General features: G+C 47.2%; 18 protein-coding genes and 1 riboswitch. Of the genes, 7 read left to right on the plus strand and 11 right to left on the minus strand.

Annotation, left to right across the window (positions count from 1 at the left end):
• Positions 1-73: 73 nt before the first annotated feature.
• On the plus strand, positions 74-1,777 hold the full coding sequence (locus tag AC1HDJ_RS09830; protein ID WP_479535510.1) for an NAD-dependent malic enzyme: 1,704 nt from the start codon (positions 74-76) through the stop codon (positions 1,775-1,777).
• Between the two features lie 440 nt (positions 1,778-2,217).
• The gene (locus AC1HDJ_RS09835; RefSeq protein ID WP_479535513.1) at positions 2,218-3,075 is read left to right on the plus strand and encodes a SanA/YdcF family protein; all 858 of its coding nucleotides are present in this window, start codon (positions 2,218-2,220) and stop codon (positions 3,073-3,075) included.
• Positions 3,076-3,107: 32 nt separating this feature from the next.
• Here AC1HDJ_RS09835 and yeiB read toward each other — a convergent pair whose 3' ends face one another.
• Positions 3,108-4,268: a DUF418 domain-containing protein YeiB gene (yeiB, locus tag AC1HDJ_RS09840; protein ID WP_479535515.1), complete on the minus strand. Its 1,161-nt coding sequence runs from the start codon at positions 4,266-4,268 to the stop codon at positions 3,108-3,110.
• A 163-nt stretch (positions 4,269-4,431) separates the two neighbouring features.
• A complete protein-coding gene (gene folE / locus AC1HDJ_RS09845) occupies positions 4,432-5,088 on the minus strand; it encodes a GTP cyclohydrolase I FolE (RefSeq protein ID WP_479535517.1) in 657 nt (218 codons plus the stop codon).
• 502 nt (positions 5,089-5,590) lie between these two features.
• On the opposite strand from folE, the gene moeA reads away from it, so the two are divergent.
• On the plus strand, positions 5,591-6,844 hold the full coding sequence (gene moeA / locus AC1HDJ_RS09850; RefSeq protein ID WP_479535519.1) for a molybdopterin molybdotransferase MoeA: 1,254 nt from the start codon (positions 5,591-5,593) through the stop codon (positions 6,842-6,844).
• 2 nt (positions 6,845-6,846) lie between these two features.
• On the plus strand, positions 6,847-7,650 hold the full coding sequence (gene moeB / locus AC1HDJ_RS09855) for a molybdopterin-synthase adenylyltransferase MoeB (protein WP_479535521.1): 804 nt from the start codon (positions 6,847-6,849) through the stop codon (positions 7,648-7,650).
• Positions 7,651-7,774: 124 nt separating this feature from the next.
• Here the strand turns inward: moeB and modC are convergent, their stop codons facing one another.
• The 8 genes from modC to moaA form a co-directional block, all read right to left on the minus strand.
• Positions 7,775-8,995 carry a molybdenum ABC transporter ATP-binding protein gene (gene modC, locus AC1HDJ_RS09860; RefSeq protein WP_479535523.1) on the minus strand — a complete coding sequence of 407 codons (1,221 nt, stop codon included), beginning with the start codon at positions 8,993-8,995 and terminating at the stop codon, positions 7,775-7,777.
• 12 nt (positions 8,996-9,007) lie between these two features.
• Positions 9,008-9,691: a molybdate ABC transporter permease subunit gene (modB, locus tag AC1HDJ_RS09865; RefSeq protein WP_479535525.1), complete on the minus strand. Its 684-nt coding sequence runs from the start codon at positions 9,689-9,691 to the stop codon at positions 9,008-9,010.
• 87 nt (positions 9,692-9,778) lie between these two features.
• The gene (gene modA / locus AC1HDJ_RS09870) at positions 9,779-10,501 is read right to left on the minus strand and encodes a molybdate ABC transporter substrate-binding protein (RefSeq protein ID WP_479537086.1); all 723 of its coding nucleotides are present in this window, start codon (positions 10,499-10,501) and stop codon (positions 9,779-9,781) included.
• Positions 10,502-10,548: 47 nt separating this feature from the next.
• The gene (gene moaE, locus AC1HDJ_RS09875; RefSeq protein WP_479535527.1) at positions 10,549-11,037 is read right to left on the minus strand and encodes a molybdopterin synthase catalytic subunit MoaE; all 489 of its coding nucleotides are present in this window, start codon (positions 11,035-11,037) and stop codon (positions 10,549-10,551) included.
• The gene (gene moaD, locus AC1HDJ_RS09880) at positions 11,037-11,282 is read right to left on the minus strand and encodes a molybdopterin synthase sulfur carrier subunit (RefSeq protein ID WP_479535529.1); all 246 of its coding nucleotides are present in this window, start codon (positions 11,280-11,282) and stop codon (positions 11,037-11,039) included. The genes moaE and moaD overlap by 1 nt, the downstream gene beginning before the upstream one ends.
• Positions 11,279-11,758 (minus strand): cyclic pyranopterin monophosphate synthase MoaC, encoded by a 480-nt coding sequence (gene moaC, locus AC1HDJ_RS09885; protein ID WP_479535531.1) that lies wholly within the window; start codon positions 11,756-11,758, stop codon positions 11,279-11,281. Before moaC ends, moaD begins: the two co-directional genes overlap by 4 nt.
• Positions 11,759-11,771: 13 nt before the next feature.
• A complete protein-coding gene (gene moaB / locus AC1HDJ_RS09890) occupies positions 11,772-12,284 on the minus strand; it encodes a molybdenum cofactor biosynthesis protein B (RefSeq protein WP_479535533.1) in 513 nt (170 codons plus the stop codon).
• A gap of 41 nt (positions 12,285-12,325) precedes the next feature.
• On the minus strand, positions 12,326-13,306 hold the full coding sequence (moaA, locus tag AC1HDJ_RS09895; RefSeq protein WP_479535535.1) for a GTP 3',8-cyclase MoaA: 981 nt from the start codon (positions 13,304-13,306) through the stop codon (positions 12,326-12,328).
• Positions 13,298-13,446: riboswitch (molybdenum cofactor riboswitch) on the minus strand. (Overlaps the previous gene by 9 nt.)
• 339 nt (positions 13,447-13,785) lie before the next feature.
• Here moaA and AC1HDJ_RS09900 point away from each other — a divergent pair.
• Entirely contained in the window at positions 13,786-13,992 is a 207-nt protein-coding gene (locus tag AC1HDJ_RS09900) for a hypothetical protein (protein WP_438624031.1), read from the plus strand.
• A 118-nt stretch (positions 13,993-14,110) separates the two neighbouring features.
• The gene (locus tag AC1HDJ_RS09905) at positions 14,111-15,010 is read left to right on the plus strand and encodes a gluconeogenesis factor YvcK family protein (protein WP_479537088.1); all 900 of its coding nucleotides are present in this window, start codon (positions 14,111-14,113) and stop codon (positions 15,008-15,010) included.
• Between the two features lie 44 nt (positions 15,011-15,054).
• Here the strand turns inward: AC1HDJ_RS09905 and uvrB are convergent, their stop codons facing one another.
• The gene (uvrB, locus tag AC1HDJ_RS09910) at positions 15,055-17,073 is read right to left on the minus strand and encodes an excinuclease ABC subunit UvrB (protein ID WP_479535538.1); all 2,019 of its coding nucleotides are present in this window, start codon (positions 17,071-17,073) and stop codon (positions 15,055-15,057) included.
• A gap of 1,226 nt (positions 17,074-18,299) precedes the next feature.
• On the opposite strand from uvrB, the gene AC1HDJ_RS09915 reads away from it, so the two are divergent.
• Positions 18,300-19,859 carry an EAL domain-containing protein gene (locus AC1HDJ_RS09915; protein WP_479535540.1) on the plus strand — a complete coding sequence of 520 codons (1,560 nt, stop codon included), beginning with the start codon at positions 18,300-18,302 and terminating at the stop codon, positions 19,857-19,859.
• Positions 19,860-20,009: the final 150 nt, after the last annotated feature.

Here is a 20,009-nt window from a genome sequence, read left to right on the forward strand (position 1 = left end):
ACCAATTTACTTTCTACTGCATCGTCCTAGGATCTGCCCTGCCTTTCCTACAAACTTATTTACACTAAAGACTATGACAACTGAAAATAATCAGGACACCAAACGCCCCCTTTACATTCCTTATGCCGGTGCAGCACTGCTAGAGACTCCTTTGTTGAATAAAGGCAACGCCTTTACTGAGGATGAACGCCAATTTTTCAATTTAGAAGGCTTGTTACCTGAGGCTATTGAAACGATAGAAGAACAGGCTAACCGAGCCTACAAACAGTTCACCAGTTTCCACAGTGAAATCAACCAGCACATTTTCCTGCGCAACATTCAAGATACCAATGAAACGCTGTTTTACCGCTTAGTTGAAGACCATATTGAAGAGATGATGCCGGTTATCTATACCCCGACAGTGGGTCAGGCTTGTGAGCAATTCTCTGATATCTACCGTCGTGCACGGGGTCTATTCATCTCGTATCCAAACCGTGACCGTATTGATGACATGCTGCAAAATGCGACCAAGCAGAATGTTAAAGTCATTGTGGTGACTGACGGCGAGCGTATTTTAGGTTTAGGCGATCAGGGTATCGGCGGCATGGGTATCCCTATCGGTAAACTTTCTCTGTATACCGCATGTGGCGGTATTAGCCCGGCATACACCTTGCCGGTCGTCCTTGATGTGGGTACGAATAACCCGCAGCGTCTCAATGATCCTATGTATATGGGCTGGCGTCATCCACGGATTACCGGTGAAGAGTACGACGCTTTTGTGGATGAATTCATCCAAGCCGTAAAACGCCGCTGGCCAAATGTTCTGCTGCAGTTTGAAGATTTCGCACAAAAAAATGCCATGCCACTGCTGAACCGCTACCGCGATGAGCTGTGCTGCTTCAATGATGATATTCAAGGCACTGCCGCCGTCACGCTCGGTTGCCTCATTGCCGCAAGCCGAGCCGCAGGCAGCCAGCTACGCGATCAGCGCATTACTTTCCTCGGAGCAGGCTCTGCCGGTTGCGGTATTGCCGAACAAATTATTGCGCAAATGAAAGCTGAAGGCTTGAGCGATGAAGAAGCACGTTCACAGGTCTTTATGGTTGACCGCTTTGGCCTATTGACCGATCAAATGCCAACACTGCTTGAATTCCAGACCAAGCTGGTACAAAAAACCGACCGTTTACAAAACTGGGATCTCTCTTCCGACACCATCTCACTGATGGATGTAGTGCGTAACGCCAAACCAACCGTATTAATCGGTGTATCTGGGCAACCGGGGCTGTTCACCGAAGAGATCATTCGTGAAATGCATGCTCACTGTGCTCGCCCAATTGTGATGCCGTTATCAAACCCAACCTCACGTGTCGAAGCCCGTCCTGAAGATGTTATTCGCTGGACAGACGGTGCAGCACTGGTCGCCTCAGGCAGCCCGTTTGCCCCAGTATTGCACGCTGGTACAACCTATGCAGTAGCCCAGTGCAATAACTCGTACATTTTCCCGGGTATCGGTTTGGGTGTTATCGCATCAGGCGCTCGCCGTGTTACCGACAATATGCTGATGGCCGCAAGCCGTGCACTGGCTGACCGTTCACCACTGGCTAATAATGGTGAAGGCTCACTGTTGCCGTGCCTGTCTGAAATCCAAGAGCTCAGCAAATATATTGCATTAAAAGTGGCAAAAGCTGCGCAATTTGATGGTGTAGCCGTACAAACACCTGATGAAGCACTTGAGCACAATATCGAGCAGAACTTCTGGAATGCAGAATACCGCCAATACAAACGCACCTCGTTCTAAATAATACAGGCATTAAATTGCCTGTTAAATAAAGCCGATAGGAAGGCCATTTTCATAAACCGGCCTCAGCAATACCCCTGAATCGGCTTTATCCCAATCCTATAGAATCAGAGAGCAACGGCTCTCTGATTTTTTCTATCCTGTAAACCTATGCTTATCTACGGGTCAATACCTCGTGTTAGATACAACCTCGGCGTTAAATACTAACCCCTAACCTACTGACTTCTCTGATATAAAACTGATTAGTACAGGAATTAACACATCTTCAATTGAGATCGTCGTGTGCTTTTGCAAAAATAGCGCTTGATCGGATATCGAATTAATACAGAGCACATAAACAGCCCCCCATCTTACTTTTGTATCGTGCTTTCAATGAGATAGTACGGTAAAGTATAGTGCGGTAAAGTAAAGAGGATATGGGTAAAGGTAGATGAGTTGCCATGTGGCGTAAAAGCTTACAATATTTATTGTTTCTTGCATTATTAGCGGTATTAACACTGCTGCTGCTTGATCGCTGGATCAGCTGGCGCTTTTCACCCTATATCTATGAAGATGCAACGCTACTGCCTGATGCACCTGTCGGGCTAGTGCTGGGTACGGCCAAATATATCAGTCGGGGAAAACTGAACAGCTTTTATACTAACCGTATTGATGGTGCAGCCGCCTTGTACCATGAAGGAAAAATTAAACGTGTGCTGGTTAGCGGTGATAATGCGCAACTCAGTTATAACGAACCGCGTAATATGCGCCGAGATCTAATTAAAGATGGTGTACCACCACAAGCTATCGTGCTCGATTTTGCCGGATTCCGCACCCTTGACTCAGTAGTTCGCGCCAAAAAAGTGTTCGATACAGAAAAATTTATTATCATCACACAACGCTTTCATTGCGAACGCGCATTAATGATTGCGCACCACTACAACATTAATGCAGTCTGCTTTGCCGTTTCCATGCCAGACAATTACCTGAAAACACGCACCCGTGAAATATTTGCCCGCCTTGCTGCGGTTTCTGACCTCTATCTGCTTGGCAGCCAACCCCGTTTTTTAGGGCCAAAAGAGCCAATTCCTCAAGGGGATGTGGTACTACCAGAGCCAATACCTAAGTTAACGCCAGAATCAGCCACTTTCACTGTATTTGAACCGGCACTTGCTGAGCCTGCATTAAAGACTCTCCCGCAACAAATTCTGTCTCTCTCGGAGCACACCGCAGTGTTGCCTGAACCTGCCTCAATACCTACAGCACCCAAGGCAGATCAGCAACCTATGGTTGTCACTCCGCCATGGGCACGCGATTAACCCGTTTACCGGTTAATCACTATATAGAAACACTACGCAGGGTGATGATGGCGCACACTGAGTAAGACAAGTTTTCGCCACCCCCACTCCAGTGGCCCCCGAGAAAAATGGCGCAACCAAATAACCGAAAACAAAATATTAACCAGCCAGATAACCGGCACAATCATCAATAAATGCACCCGATCAAGCTGATTAAACCAGCCAAAATGGTAGAAAATCAGGCTGCATAGCAGAGTCTGTAAAATATAGTTACTCAGCGCCATTCGCCCAACAGAGACCATTGCCTGCGCAAAGCGTGAATGCTGAATATGTGGGAATATCGCATACCACAATGCCAAATAGCCCATTGCCTGAATCGGCGCAGCAATTTCACGCGGGATCTGCCCGAAATACGCACTCCAGTGAAAATCCCACTTTACGGCAATATTAGCCCAAACACTCGGGCTTTGAATCAGTAACCCCAGTGAAATCAGCACAATGGCCTTACGCCAATATTGATGCGGTAACCGGCTGCCCTGTAGCCAACCGTTACGAATAAGCCCAGCTCCCGCCACCATCAACCCGGCAAGTTGCCAGCCATATTGCAGCATTACCACCAATAACATTGAGATCATCTGATGAAAACGATACGTTACCGCGCCCCAGCCACCATTGAGTTTGGTTGTAATTTCACTGTCGAGCGTAAGCCAGTCGGGTTGCCAAAAGGTGCTCGGCGCAGCATTCAGGCTCAGCCACCCCAAGGTTAACAACAGCAACAACCCCAAACTGTACAGCACCAGACCAAAGCGCAGTAAGCTGCGCGGGCTTTGCGCATCACGGATCATCCGCCAGCACATTAAACCCACCAGCCCGTAAGAGAGTAAAATATCACCATCCCACAGAAAAAGGGTATGCACTAACCCAAACAGCAGTAACCATGACAGGCGCGATTTCATAAATTCGTTGCCCTTGCCGCGCCGTAACTGCAATTGCAAACCCGCGCCAAACAACAGCGCAAAAATAGTCAGAAACTTTTGCTCGGCAAACAAACTTTGTGTTGCCCATACCCATGTATCCGTTGCAGAAGGCAGCCCCGCAAATGCCGGATTTAAATATGCCGCCTGTGGTAATCCAAAACTGATAATATTGAGCAGTAAAATCCCCAATACCGCAACACCACGGGCGCCATCCAACACGGCTAAACGTTCTTGCATGCAACCTCTCGCTATTATTATGTTAACTTATGCCATCATGGCTGATATCAAATACCCCAATAAGGGCTAAAAAACGAATACAAACAAAAAGGATGCTTTTCAGCACCCTTCTCTTACAACAAGGTTAAGTTTGGCCGGCTACCACCGCAGAATATACTATATACTAACTGCGTACCGCACTTAAAAACTCCTGACGCGTGCTCTGGTTAGATTTAAATATTCCCCCCAGCGCAGTGGTCATTGTCGAACTACCTGAATCACGAATACCGCGTGCTTTTACACAATAGTGTACCGCATCAATAGATACCGCAACATTGTCTGTTTCGAGCAGTGTTTGTAACGCAATTAAAATTTGCTGCGTTAAACGTTCTTGCACCTGCGGGCGCTGGGCAAAAAAGAGCACAATACGGTTTAATTTAGACAGACCAATAACTTTATCACGCGGAATATACGCAATGTTTGCTACGCCATCAATAGTCACAAAATGGTGTTCACACGTACTGTTCAGATGAATATTTCGTACTGTGACCATTTCATCAACATGCATTTTGTTTTCAATAACGGTTATCTTGGGAAAGGCGCTGTAATCTAATCCCGAGAAAATCTCATCGATATACATCTTCGCAATGCGCCGCGGTGTTTCCGCTAGGCTGTCATCACTCAGGTCCAGATCCAGCAAACGCATCACTTCTGTCATATGGTGCTGAATTTGTTCCCGACGCGTATTTTTATCTAATCCAGATAACTTCATTGGTGTTTCAAGGCCATGAGCCTCAAGTGCAGCACGAACTTTATTAGCGTCTTCAGTGAGCGATGGCATTATGTTCTCCACATAAATAAGGTTGCGCTGTCACCCCTATAATATTGTTCTATATGGTGCTGGGGTCACTGCTTGTTGTCTTGACAACGACATATCACCCTTTAAAACATGACAGGCGATAAATATCTGTTTTTTAGAAGCATAACCCTTACGAAAAAAAAATCTACCTTGATGTTAATCAGGTTATTTCATTTTATTGCACCTATATAAAGCAACTGCGCGTTTAAAAATACAAACACCCGTTAATTCAACCACAAAAACACACATTAGTGAAAACAAAATGCTACATATAAACCACATAATGCGCCACATAAACACTATTACGGCATTCACCTTACCTTAGGAATGAAATCAATGCGATTCCCTTGCCGAAGGCTTTATACTAGAAAACTTGATACCAAAAAAATCACTGACGACCGAAAAGCCAGACTCGCTTTACCGCCAAAACAGCGTAAAGCTAGAAAAATCGAGAATAAATACAAAAAGATAAGAGGAGTATCACATGGATTGCTGTGCCAATACGGGTTTGCAAACATTAGAGCAAGCATTATCTACCTTGTTAGCACGTGTCTCTTGTTGCTGTACAGCAGAAACCATTGCACTGGATCACGCTTCCGGCCGGATTACAGCAGCTGCACTGCAATCACCCATCAATGTACCGCCTTTTGCGAATTCGGCAATGGATGGTTACGCTGTGAAACTCGCTGATCTTACCACGCCACATTGTTTACCTGTTGCCGGTAAAGCCTTTGCAGGTGCACCGTTCAATGGCGGATGGCCAGCAGGCACTTGTATTCGGATCATGACCGGCGCAGTCATTCCAGACGGTTGCGACGCAGTAATCATGCAAGAGCAGGCCGAGGTAACGGCAGAAGGCGTTACCTTTACCCACCCTGTGCGTGCGGGGCAGAATATTCGTTTGGCAGGTGAAGATGTACAACGCGATAGTGACATACTGCCTGCGGGCACAAAACTCAGTACAGTACATTTACCGATGATCGCCTCACTCGGCATTGCTCACCTGAGCGTTTACCGCCGTCTGAAAGTGGCCATTTTTTCTACCGGCGATGAACTGCGTGAACCGGGCCAGCCTCTGGCCGACGGGCAAATTTATGACAGTAATCGGCTGGCTGTTCGTTTAATGCTGGAAAAGCTCGATTGCGAGATCATTGATCTGGGCATTATCCCTGATGATCCTGATGCTTTTCGCCGTGCTTTTGAACAGGCCGATGCCGCAGCCGATCTGGTGATAAGCTCAGGCGGAGTTTCTGTGGGTGAAGCCGATTATACCAAGCAAATTCTGGATGAAATGGGTGAAGTCGCCTTCTGGAAACTGGCAATAAAACCGGGCAAACCATTTGCCTTTGGCCGCTTGCAGCACAGCTGGTTCTGCGGATTACCGGGTAATCCGGTTTCTGCAGCAGTCACCTTTTATCAGTTGGTACAACCGCTTATTGCCGTATTGTCCGGACACAGTACATGGAAAATGCCGCTGAGTTTTCAGGTCCGCTGTAATGACCGCCTGAAAAAATCACAAGGGCGGATCGACTTTCAGCGCGGTGTATTACACAGCACTCTTGATCCGCAAACCGGTACGATGGCCTTAAGTGTCAGCTCAACCGGTCATCAAGGGTCACATATCTTCAGCTCATTCATGCAGGGAAACTGTTTTATTGTGCTGGAACAAGATCGCGGGCATGTGAGTGCCGGTGAAATGGTGACAGTAGAGCCGTTTAATACCCTACTCGGAGCATAACAATGCAAGCCGAACTCAGCGATGCTGAAGCCTTGCGCTACAACCGCCAAATTGTGCTGCGCGAGTGTGACTTTGATGGGCAAGAGAAACTGAAAGCAGCATCAATTCTGGTTGTCGGGCTCGGCGGATTAGGCTGCGCGGCCGCACAGTATCTGGCCGCTGCTGGTGTAGGTTCGCTGACACTGCTCGATTTTGATACCGTATCACTCTCGAACCTGCAAAGGCAGGTTCTGCATCGCGATGCGCGTATTGGTATGCCAAAGGTCGAGTCAGCGGCCGCAGAGTTGCGGGTTATCAATCCGCATATCCGCGTAAAACCACTGAACGGAAAACTTGAGGATGATGACTTATTTATACTCATCACTCAGCACGATCTGGTGCTTGATTGCACCGATAATGTCGATAGCCGTAATCAGCTCAATCAGCTCTGTTTTAACAGTAAAACCCCGTTAATATCGGGGGCAGCAATCCGTTTTGAAGGTCAACTTTCGGTCTTTACCTATGCTGAAGATCAGCCATGCTACCGTTGTCTGAGCCGCTTATTCGGTGAAAATGCGCTCTCTTGTGTCGAAGCCGGTGTTATCGCCCCAATAGTCGGTGTTGTCGGTAACCTACAAGCACTAGAAGCCATTAAATACATCACTCAAATTGGTCGAGTACTGGCAGGAAAATTACTGCTGATTGACGGGCGCACCCTGCAATTTCGGGAAATGGCATTGCCGCGTTTTGCTGATTGTGATGTCTGTACTGATCATAATGCCGACGCTGATCAGAATGCCGGTGCTGATCGTACAGACAATCAATAACCTGCACGCAACTTGCAAAGCGGATACAACCCGATAACGGCACATATATCCTGAGCGTTATCACATCAAGTTAGCCGATTAACAGTAGCCTATATGCTTGTTAATCGGCCTATTTGTAGGAAGACTACGGCTGCAACTCCGTCATTACCGATTCCACCAATCCTACCGCTTTAGTGTAGGCAAAAACCCACTCATCGTTTCGCAACGCCATCTGATTTAATGCTCGACATGAAATACGAGCAAGCAATGGCTGCAAGCCACAATACAGTTGCACCATCACCATCCCATTATGCGGTTCACCAATTTGGGTTATCCGACACCATAGCCTGTTTTGCACACTGCAAGGCGGCAACTCACTGCGTGACAACAGCACCTCACGTGCCAGCACCCGTAAGCGCCATGCCTGCGGAGCAATTTCATCACCCGGAATCCGCAGCAGTTGCCCTTCACAATCGGCGATAATCTGCTGATTTTCAGCATCATATCCAGTAATTTGTGTTTTCAGCAGTACCGCCGCCTCAGGGTGTTGCGCCAGTGATAAATCGGTACGTGAAAACAGATCGGTCGGTTCGCCCTGCGCCTCTACCTCACCCGCCCGCAGAACCACAATCTGCTCACATAGCGTGACAACCTCCTCCATGGCATGGCTGACATACAACATCGGCAAAGCCAGCTCATCGGCTAACCGCGCAATCTCGGCAGTCAACTGGCGGCGCGCATGGCTGTCGAGTGCCGATAACGGCTCATCGAGCAACAACAGCGCTGGAGTTGCCATTAGCGCACGGGCAATCGCTACTCGCTGCCGCTGGCCGCCAGAAAGCTTGTGTGCCGCTAAATCCAGTAACGGCGTAAACCCGAGCCGCTCGGCCAGTTGTATAATATCCGGTGGAGTTTTAGTGGCATAACGTGCGGCCAATTTCAAATTTTGCCGAACAGTTAGCCAGTTGAAGAGGTGGCTATCTTGAAACACAACACCCACAGATCTTTTTTCTGGCGGGATAGAGCGTAAAGCAGACTGCCACTGCACACCAGCAAAACTGATACGAGCGTGCTCTACGGGCATTAGCCCTGCAATAATTTGCAGTAAGGTGGTTTTCCCCGCCCCACTGTGGCCAAATATGCCGTGGATACCGCGCGCAGGCAGGGTAATATCAACATTCAGAATAAAGTCAGACAAAGGTGCATGCACCTGTATCTGCAAGGTTTGATCGCCTGTAGCCTGATTCTGGTTGTGGTTTTGGTTTTGGTTTTGGTTTTGGTTTTGGAAAAGAGTATCTGCCGTATGCGCTATTCGAACAGAACTGCTCGGGATACGCCCCTTTAATTTACGCCGGAAAAATCTCACTCAGATACCCCGCTACCCAATTAACAGCCGACGCTGACGGCGCTGTAACACACCGTAAACCAAGGTCAGCATCGCTATGGAAAATAGCAGTAATCCGGCAGATAGCGTGTGGGCATTTTGATAATCCATCGCTTCGACATGATCAAACAGCGCAATTGACAACACCTGCGTTTGTCCGGGGATATTGCCACCAATCATCAGCACCACACCAAACTCGCCAATGGTATGAGCAAAGCTCAGCGCTGCGGCAATAATAAAGCTGGGAAATGACATCGGCAGCACAATATACCGGAAGCGGGCAATACCGTTGAACCCGAGTGTCCGTGCGGCATTCAGCTCTTTATCCCCCATATTCACAAACGCACTTTGCAGCGGTTGTACGGCAAACGGCAGTGAATAGAGTACTGAGGCAATAACCAGACCGGAAAAGGAAAATGCCAGAGTCTGGCCGGTAAGCTGCTGCCAATATGAGCCCGGTAAGCTTTGCGGAGAAAATGCCAGTAACAGGTAAAACCCCAGCACAGTCGGTGGTAACACCAGCGGCAACGACACCAACGATTCAATCAACGGGCGAATACGGCTCTGACTGCGCGCCAGCCACCATGCTAGCCACGGAGAGAACAGCATCAGCACACAGGTTGTGGATGCGGCCAGTTTCAGTGTCAGCCAGACCGCCTGCCAATCAGCCTCAGACACGGTTCTGCCCTATTCCATAACAATAAGAGATCTCATAGCAGCAAAAGGAGATCTCACAAAAAGGAAAAAAAGCTGATAAGGGAATACTCAAGGCAGCAAGTACCCCTGCTCGCGGATCAGCTTTTTGACCGGCTCGCTGCGCAAAAATGCGCTAAATTGCTCAGCAGCAGCCAGATGGGTACTGGATGATAAAATCACGGCCTGTTGCTCAATCGGCGGATAACTCTCTGCCGATAACAGCAATATTTGCCCTTTAGGGTGATTAACCAACACATTCGGATACGCCACCAACCCCATATTGGCATTACCGGTATCAACAAACTGATACGTCTGCGAAATATTTGCACCGGTAATCAAGGTTAATGCTGGCAATTGCCACGCTTTATGCTGCTCTAACCATGCTTTTGCTGCACTGCCATACGGCGCAGTTCGCGGATTGGCAATCGCCAAACGGCCACGCCATGTTTGTGGGTCAGCCAGTGAAACTGGCTCTCCGATATTCCATAGCGCCAGTTGCCCTTGTGCATAGGTAAAACGCGAGCCAGCCACCGTACGCTGCTCTTGTTCAAGCTTTTCTGGCCGCTCGCGGTCTGCCGACAACAGAACATCAAACGGTGCACCGTTAATAATTTGGGTATACAACACGCCGCTAGATGCCGACGTGATGCGTAACTGATGCCCTGACTGACGCGCAAACAATGGAGCCAGCGCATCGAGCGTAGGCTTAAAATTAGCGGCAACCGCAACATTGAGCGTGTCAGCCTGCACAGCAGGGCTACTGATTAGCGTAATACAGGCACTGATCACCACGGCAGGCAAACACGTTTTCCGGACCGTGTATTTGGCGCAGCTTATACTTAATTTGCGGAAAAATCTGACCATCGCGCGGCGGCCTCTTTATCGCTGTGCTTTGCATCCACCCAACGAGAACCCTCGGGGGTTTGCTCTTTTTTCCAAAACGGTGCGCGCATTTTCAGGTAATCCATGATGAATGTGTTGGCAGCAAATGCAGCATCGCGGTGCGCACTACTTACCCCGACAAACACAATTTGTTCACCGCAGTGCAGATCACCAACCCGATGAATCACACAAATCCGGTGCAATGGCCAGCGGTTGCGGGCTTCCGAAACAATATCCGCCAAGGCTTTTTCCGTCATCGCCGGATAGTGCTCTAAACAAAGCGCGACAACATCATCACCCTGATTATGATTGCGCACTTTTCCGACAAACGTGACAACTGCCCCGCTCTCATCATCGCACGATAACCAGTTGTGCTCTTCATCAATGCTAAACGGCGCTTCGCTAACCCGAATGCGCGTCAGTGCTGGCGGTATTGTGTTCATCATCAGCCTCCGGTTACTGGCGGGAAAAAAGCCACTTCATCGCCATCGTGCAGCGGGCTGTCTAACGGGGTTAGCGTCTGATTGACCGCCACCAGCAGTTTCTCTTTCTCCAACGCCAGAGCCCATTTATCACTGCGAACAGAAAGCTCAACCCGTAACGCTTCCACCGTGGCAAATTCTGCGCTCAGTGTCAGCATATCTTCGCCTACCAGCTCACGCACCTGCGCAAAAAAAAGGACCCGAATCATTCACTCACCTTAAACTCGCCCGATTTACCACCGCTTTTTGCCAGCAGTCGCACCTGGCTGATAATCATGTCTTTTTGCACCGCTTTACACATATCATAAATGGTCAACGCCGCAACCGAGGCTGCCGTTAATGCTTCCATCTCGACACCGGTTTTACCGCTCAAACGGCATACACTCTCAATGCGTACACGCTGCTTTTCCGGCTCAGCTACAATACTGACATCAACTTTAGACAACAATAACGGGTGGCACAGTGGAATCAGCTCCCACGTGCGTTTTGCCGCCATAATGCCGGCAATACGTGCGGTGGCAAACACATCACCTTTATGGTGCTGTCCGCCGATAATCATTGCCAACGTAGTTTCAGCCATTTCAACAAATGCCTCAGCACGCGCTTCACGCACCGTTTCATCTTTGGCTGAAACATCAACCATATTGGCTTCACCACGGGTATTGATATGGGTAAACTCTGTCATACGCTTCCCGATATTACGCTTTCAGATGGGGCATAAAGTTGCACGGGCGATGGCTAGCATTGAGCTGATCGCAGATGATCTTTTCCCACGCCGTGCGGCATGCACCGGTTGACCCCGGCATAGCAAAAATCACGGTATGGTTGGCAAAACCGGCAATTGCGCGCGACTGAATGGTCGACGTACCAATCTCTTCATACGACACCATACGGAATAGCTCGCCAAAACCTTCCACTTCTTTATCAAACAACACACGCACAGCTTCAGGCGTAGTATCGCGTGAGGTAAAACCCGTTCCGCCAGTGATCAGAATGCCCTGAACCTGCGGGTTAGCAATCCACGCAGACACAATAGCGCGGATCTGATACACATCATCAGGCACAATGCTTTTTGCCACCACCTGATGTCCCGCGTCTGTCGCGGCATTCACCAGAAACTGGCCTGATGTATCATTCTCTTCAGTGCGGGTATCTGATACGGTCAGTACCGCCAGCATTGCAGGCTGAAAATCAGCAATTGCGTGTCCCATCGTGTCACTCCTTCCTATCGTTATTGTAATCTTGGTTTTTATTATCCGCCCAGCGATGCCAGATGCGGTGTGCTGCCAGAATTACCGGCATGCAAGAAATGGGTCTGTTTTTTACTCAGTAGCGCCTGCTGTAAACGCTGTTGCAACAACGGGAGTTGCTGATCTTCGATCAGTAAATCTCGCAGGTTAATTCCCTCATCCCCGAATAGGCACAAGTGCAGCTTACCGGTTGCCGAGACTCGTAAGCGGTTACAACTTTGGCAAAAATCTTTTTCATACGGCATGATGAGGCCAATTTCACCACAGTAATCTTCATGGCGGAAAACCTGTGCCGGCCCTGCATTGCGTTGTTTTCCCACCGGCTGCCAACCCTGTTGCAGCAGAATATCGCGGATTACCCCCCCCGAAAGGTGGTGTTTTGTAAACAGCTCACCCATTTCGCCGGTTTGCATCAGCTCAATAAAGCGTAATTGAATCGGGCGATCTTTAATCCAGCCTAAAAAATCATTCAGGCCGCGATCATTTAACCCCTTCATCAGCACCGTATTCACTTTGACTTTTTCATATCCGGCGGTAAATGCTGCATCAATGCCCGCCATCACTTCCTGTAATTTATTTTCACCGGTAATGGTATGGAACAAGCGAGGATCTAGGCTATCAACACTCACATTAAGTGCATTAACACCGGCAGCTCTCCAACGGGCAACATCTTTGGCCATGCGGTAGCCGTTGGTGGTCAGCGCTAATGTCCGCAATCCGGCAATTGCGCTGATACCTTCGGCGATTTCAAGAAAATCACGACGCAGTGTCGGCTCGCCACCGGTCAGCCGAATTTTATCGGTACCCGAGGCAATAAAGGCGTGCGCAATCCGGCGGGTTTCATCCGGGGATAAAAACGCCGTTTTAGAGGTCTGTTTATAACCATCAGGCAGGCAATAGCTGCACCGAAAATTACACACATCGGTAATTGATAACCGCAAGTAATAAAACTCACGGTTAAATATATCTTTAAGTTGCTGCACCTTAAAACACCTTTCCAAATGTCGGGAGGCCAAGGCATTTCTGCCCCAACCCGGTGGCTCGTTGAACCACGGCCAGCTTCCCCTATCCAGCCAAACAATGGCTGCACTTAGGCAAGAGGGCTTCGGAGTTTTTGGCGGCAATGTCCACTGCATGCAGTGAGTTTGACGACATAACCACAATATATGTAAAGCGTATCGCTATTTTATGTATCTGTGTAGCAAAATTACAATCATCATCAAGGGGTATCAGGTAAAAATTCTAACTTGATCAAGCTTCGTAGTCTGCCCTGCCTATTTTTTGCTTTTGCTGATCTTCTCGTAAATAATTGCTATTTCTCTTTCTAAACTTTGCTTTCTGAACAATACCAAAGAGCCTACAAACTTTTTAAGGGAAGGAAAAAGAGAGGCAACTACACACCAATATAATGAAAACCGTCTACGCTTCATAACAGACACATGCATTTATATATGGGGTGGATATGAGCAACATTACCGAATCTGTGGGTATCACCGAGCTGGCCAAATATCTCAAACGTATGCACGGTTATGATGATGAAACCGCATTAACCGAAGCGCACACGGTATTGGCCGGTTTTCAAGATATGTCAGCACACCATATTATCAAAGGTTGGTACTTTGATACGGAAGGCCATTTGGTACTACTGCCCGATGAACGGATTAAATAAGCAGCAAACACAGAGCATAACGTGCGGTCAGTCAACATTATTGATTGAGTTTGGTGAGATTATTTCTTATGGTCGGCTCTCTTCTTGTATCTTACCGTTATCTGATACTGACTTTATTATGCGTACCCCCATGCTTGCAGATTTAAATCATGTTGTTGCCATTGGTGGTGGACACGGGTTAGGCCGTGTTCTCTCTTCTTTAGGCTCTCTGAGTCACCGCCTAACCGGTATTGTCACCACCACCGATAACGGCGGGTCAACCGGCCGTATTCGTATGGCAGAAGGCGGTATAGCTTGGGGGGATACCCGTAATTGCATTAATCAGCTGATCTCCGAGCCGACCGTGGCTTCTGCCATGTTTGAGTACCGTTTTACCGGTGAAGGTGATTTAGCGGGGCATAACTTGGGCAATTTAATGCTCAAAGCACTTGATGACCTGAGCGTCCGGCCTTTAGATGCGATCAATCTGGTGCGGCGTTTATTGAAAGTGGATGCCCATATTATTCCGATGTCAGAGCATCCGGTCGATTTGGCTGCAGTGTGTGCTGATGGTATGTCAGTTTTTGGTGAGGTCAATATTGATGCCCTAACCGAGCTACCACTCTCTTTAGAGTTAGTGCCACCCGTTCCGGCTACACGCGAAGCGGTAACGGCAATTGAACGCGCCGATTTGATTTTAATCGGGCCAGGTAGTTTTATGACCAGCCTACTGCCGCCGCTACTAAACAGTGAAATTGCCGAGGCCATACGGCACGCTAATGCCGCACATGTGGTCTATATCGGTAATCTGGCCAAAGAGCACAGCCCTGCCGCAACACTGAATGTCGGTGAAAAGCTCGACATTATTGAGCGGCACATTGGCCGGCGCTGTATCACCGGTGTGGTGGTCGGCCCGCATATTGATGTCAGTATGCTGGAAAACCGCCGGATCGTACAAACCACGCTCGAGGCGGCCGATATCCCCTACCGCCACGATCGTCAGTTGTTGAAACAGGCCATTGAACAGGCCTTGCGCTGATAGTGCCACAGTGCAGCGCTAATGCGCCATGCGCATTAGCTGGTTTATGATAGCTGTATAAACTCTTCTCTGAGCCGTTGCAATTGATCACGCAGTGCCGCGGCCTCTTCAAACTCCAGATTTTGCGCATGCTGGTACATTTTTTGTTCCAGTATGCGCAATTCGTGTTCGCGCTCTTTGGCCGACATAGCATGATATGCTGGCGCTGATTCGGCTACTTTTCGCCCTTTGGTTTTTCCTTTAGCTTTTGCTGAAACCCGTGAACCAACATCCAGCACATCAGCCACTGCTTTGTTCAGCCCTTGTGGCGTAATGCCATGTTGCTGGTTGAACAGTTGCTGCTTCTCGCGCCGGCGCTCAGTTTCACTGATCGCCTTGGCCATTGAAGGGGTAATTTTGTCACCGTACAAAATGGCTTTACCGTTCAGATTCCGCGCGGCCCGCCCGATAGTTTGGATTAATGAGCGTTCGGAGCGCAAAAAGCCCTCTTTATCGGCATCTAAAATCGCCACCAGTGAGACTTCCGGCATATCCAGCCCTTCACGCAAAAGGTTGATCCCCACCAGCACATCAAACAGCCCTAACCGCAAATCACGGATGATCTCCATGCGCTCAACCGTATCAATATCCGAATGCAGGTAACGCACCCGCACACCGTGTTCTTCGAGATATTCGGTGAGATCTTCCGACATCCGCTTAGTTAACGTGGTCACCAACACGCGTTCATTGATTGCCGTACGAAGATGAATTTCAGAAAGCAGGTCATCCACCTGTGTTGTTACTGGGCGCACTTCAATGATGGGGTCAAGCAATCCTGTTGGCCGCACTACTTGCTCAATAATGTCACTGCCCGAGTGTTCAAGTTCATATTTTCCAGGGGTTGCCGAGACATAAATCGTCTGTGGTGCTAATGCAGCAAACTCCTCAAATTTTAGCGGGCGATTATCGAGTGCTGAAGGCAGACGAAAACCGTAATCCACCAGCGTTTCTTTGCGTGATCGATCACCTTTATACATAGCGCCGATTTGTGGCACGGTAACGTGTGATTCATCAATGATCAGTAAACCATCGTGCGGCAGATAATCAAACAGCGTCGGAGGCGGCTCTCCGGGGTTACGACCCGACAAATAACGTGAATAGTTCTCTATCCCCGAGCAGTAACCAAGCTCATTCATCATCTCGATATCAAACTGCGTTCGCTGGCTGATCCGCTGCTCTTCCAACAATTTATGATGCTCCAGCAGCGTAGCCTTTCTCTCGACTAACTCTGTTTTAATCTGCTCAATGGCATCGAGGATCTTCTCGCGCGGTGTCACATAGTGGGTTTTCGGGTAAACAGTGTAACGCACAACTTCTTGCTGAACCTGACCGGTTAGCGGATCAAACACCGATAAACGATCAACCTCATCATCAAACAGTTCGACCCGAACCGCATGATCGTCAGATTCTGCCGGATAAATATCAATAACATCGCCACGCACACGAAATGTACCGCGCTGAAATGCCTGATCATTGCGCTTATATTGCAACTCAGAGAGCCGGTGCAGAATAAACCGCTGATCAAGCTTATCGCCACGCCGTAAATGCAGCATCATTTTCAGGTAGGAATCAGGGTCACCCAGACCATAAATTGCAGACACCGATGCCACCACCACCACATCGCGGCGCTCCATCAGAGCCTTCGTTGCCGACAAGCGCATTTGCTCTATGTGGTCATTAATTGCCGCATCTTTTTCGATAAAAGTATCGGTACTTGGCACATACGCTTCGGGCTGATAATAGTCGTAATACGAAACAAAGTACTCCACCGCATTGTGCGGAAAAAAGGCTTTCATTTCGCCATACAGCTGAGCTGCCAGTGTTTTATTCGGTGCAAGTATCATGGTTGGGCGTTTTAAGGTGGCAATCACATTTGCCACCGTAAATGTCTTACCCGACCCCGTTACACCCAGCAATGTCTGGTGAGCTAACCCCGCGTCAATACCGTCAATCAGCGCGTGTATCGCCTCAGGCTGATCACCAGCAGGCTGGAAAGTTGATTCAAGTTCAAACGCTTTGCTCATGCTTACCCTACTGCGATTTGTCTTGTTATCTCTCCATTATGCGCGGCTTTATAACGAAATTCGAGTTTGTTTGCCACTTACTGAGAATCTGGCATTGTTGATAGATATTGCCACAGATACATTGATATCAGACTATCGATATAATCTCTTTCGATATAAATCCATTTAACCTGCAACAATAATGCAGAGAGCCGACACATACGATAAACAAAAAAATAAACGGGAAAACAAACAGAAAGATAAACAATATGTTATTTACGAAATACTGCCATCAGGAGAATATTAAAAAACAAAGAACAATTGGTTGCACTTTCATTTCCAATATAAAACAACATGAATATCAACACCTGAGAATTCAGTCATGAAAATCGGTGAAAACAGAGTGACGATATAATGTACATCGAGTTAAATCCTCACCACATATCTAAACTGCAATAAAATCCCATCATATCATCACACAAACATATCTTTAGCATTTGCATCGTTGATAATGCAAATCACATTCACTTCTTATTACAGCATTTAACCCACACAAGCTGTTCAGTTTTCACTCATCCATACAGCACCTGTAAACACCCTGTTATTGTGCGGTAAATCACATAAGTGTTACAGCGTCTGCGCCCACGATGCACCAGTAAACAGACAAAACCGCTTATGCACGGCAAACCGAGAGAATCAGAGGCATTCATCAAACTGTCTTAATATAGCCCACATAGTTATCCACAGATTCAGTGGATAACTTTCTAATTTCCAGAGAAAACAACAGAAGTCAATCTTTTAAATGTACTTGAATATCATTACGTTAGCTAAATGAGTAAATAGACTGAATCGCACAAAATAGACTTGACAAATCACTCAGTAAAATAAACACATCACACAAAAACAATCCATTAACATATAAGTAGGAATGATAAGCACATAGCTATAATTCAACATAACAATACAACACAACGTTGTTAGGTTTAAAAATAACGTCGGCATATCACCGCCACTACCCACAGAGGTGCACCTCACCATTTTGGAAAACTTTCTTTTAAAATCTGATGGATAGCCTATTTTATACCGCAAAATATGTTATATAGCTCGAATCGTAACCTACTAAAATTGCAGGCAAACATTTAATTATGGAAGGCAAATCACATAATAATTATCCCTTTAAAATAATAAATACAAATACACTGATATAATCAAATTATCTGCATTTGCCTGAAGAGAATATTATTACGATGAGTAGAAAAATATCTTGGCTGACCTCTATCTGGCGGGTGATTATCTATTTTGTTGTAATCACTGCTCTGATTTATTTTCACTCAACCTACTCATTACCTCTTGGAATAACCCTTGTTCTTTTATTCACATTTTGTACCGGTATGTTCAGTATTGAGTCACTTCAATTTAAACAACAGGCTGCTGAACGATTGAGTAAACTAGAGCAAACATTAAATGTTGCTGCCAGCCCAAACGATACTGCAGAGACCAAACTGGTTGCACAATACGTGCAAGGGTGGCGGCAAGAAAAAGCAGAGTTACAACACCGATTAGAGTTAATAGCAAAAGATGTAAACCGTGATTCATTAACCGGCTTACCTAACCGTACTAATTTTATTCGCCAACTGTCACTGCTTCCCGAAGATAATGCAAAGCATTGGTTAGCCTTAATTCATGCCGCACCGGTCAATGAATTGAACCAACGTGGCGGGAATAAACTTGGTGATCTTTTTATACAGGAAATTGCAGAACAATTAACTATCCACGGTCTTCCATTAGGTCAATTATACCGATTTGAAGGCGCTATGTTTGCCTGGGTTGCCTCTGCTCACCAGATAGATAATCCTGAGCGCCTTGCCGAGCGTTGCGCCCAATCACTCGAACAAATAGCGCAGCGTCATCACATTACCCGTGCAGCAAATATCACATTTGTTAGCTTCTATGGTAATCAGTGGGGCGCAGCATTAAATCATGCAGAAGATAGCTTGCGGATTGTCGCTGCCCTGCCACATCGTAGTTGGCAAGTCGAATACACTGAGCAACCGCTGGTTGATGACTGGCACCATGAATTGGATCAGCAAATTGCCAATGCCGATGTTGCTTTTGAGATTCAATCGACCCTCAGCATCAGTGAAACTATGCCAAAATATCACGAACTGTTCTCACGCTTCACCTTCTCGAAAGGGGCTATGTCAACAGAGAAAGTGATCGCGATGGCCGAGTACCATGGCAGAATGGCACAACTTGATATGATGCTGTTAACCAAAATTAAATCGGTTCTGAACAGCTTCAAAGGTGAAGGGATACTTGCGGTTAACCTTGGTTTTCACACCGTAAACGATGTGGGCTTTTTACGCTGGTTAACCCATTATCTTGAGCAAGAGAGCACAATCGCAAAGTTATTGGTTGTCGAAATTCCGACCGAAGCGGTGCAGACCTACCCAGAAAATGCCGGTCAGTTGATCAATGTTCTGCATCAGTACGGTGTGCGGGTCTGTTTGTGTAATTTTGGCCAGCAATTTGATGGGCTGGCTATTTTATCAAAATATAAGCCATCATTTATCAAACTAGCACCCCGTTATACCCGTGATATTGATGCTGATAAAAATACACAGCAAGTTATGCGCCTGTTTATCGATACCTTACACCGCTTGGGTACCCGCGTTATTGCTGAAAATGTTGAAAAACAAGAAGATAAAGCAGCACTTATACATCTTAGGATTGATGCGATTCAAGGATATATTGTTGCAAAACCAAAATCAGTCCATCATTCAGAATTGTTAAAACTCGTCAGTTGAATCATGAAAAATAGTGACAAAAACCATTTTTTGATCACATTCCAATAAAAAAAGGCATTTTATCCTTGATAAAATGCCTTTTTTTAACATTAACCGACATCTCACTCTCATTGCTAGGTTGTCGAATCGCACAGAATTGCTGATAATACG

This window comes from Plesiomonas sp. ISS29 (assembly GCF_056522795.1).